Origin of the sequence: Paenibacillus cucumis (ex Kampfer et al. 2016) (assembly GCF_019748695.1) — a bacterium.
Classification (GTDB): Bacteria; Bacillota; Bacilli; order Paenibacillales; family Paenibacillaceae; genus Paenibacillus; species Paenibacillus polysaccharolyticus.
In genome coordinates this window covers 1-209 of the sequence record NZ_JACLIC010000082.1, presented here as the reverse complement: position 1 = coordinate 209, position 209 = coordinate 1, and the positions used below count along the sequence as shown (strand labels likewise).

Annotated in this window: 1 rRNA gene; it reads left to right on the top strand. The window is 54.1% G+C overall.

The features are described from left to right. Positions 1-66: 66 nt before the first annotated feature. Positions 67-209, top strand: a 23S ribosomal RNA gene (locus H7T88_RS28530); the annotation flags it as partial.

The window sequence follows — 209 nt, the reverse complement described above, 5'->3', positions numbered from 1 at the left end:
AATGGAACGACTTTTGGCTTTGCGCAAGCAAACCAAGGGAAGTGACAGCTCGAACACGAGCGCAATGGTTAAGCTACTAAGAGCACACGGAGGATGCCTAGGCGCTAGGAGCCGATGAAGGACGTGGCGAACAACGAAACTGCCTCGGGGAGCTGTAAGCAAGCTTTGATCCGGGGATGTCCGAATGGGGAAACCCAGCTGGGGTAATA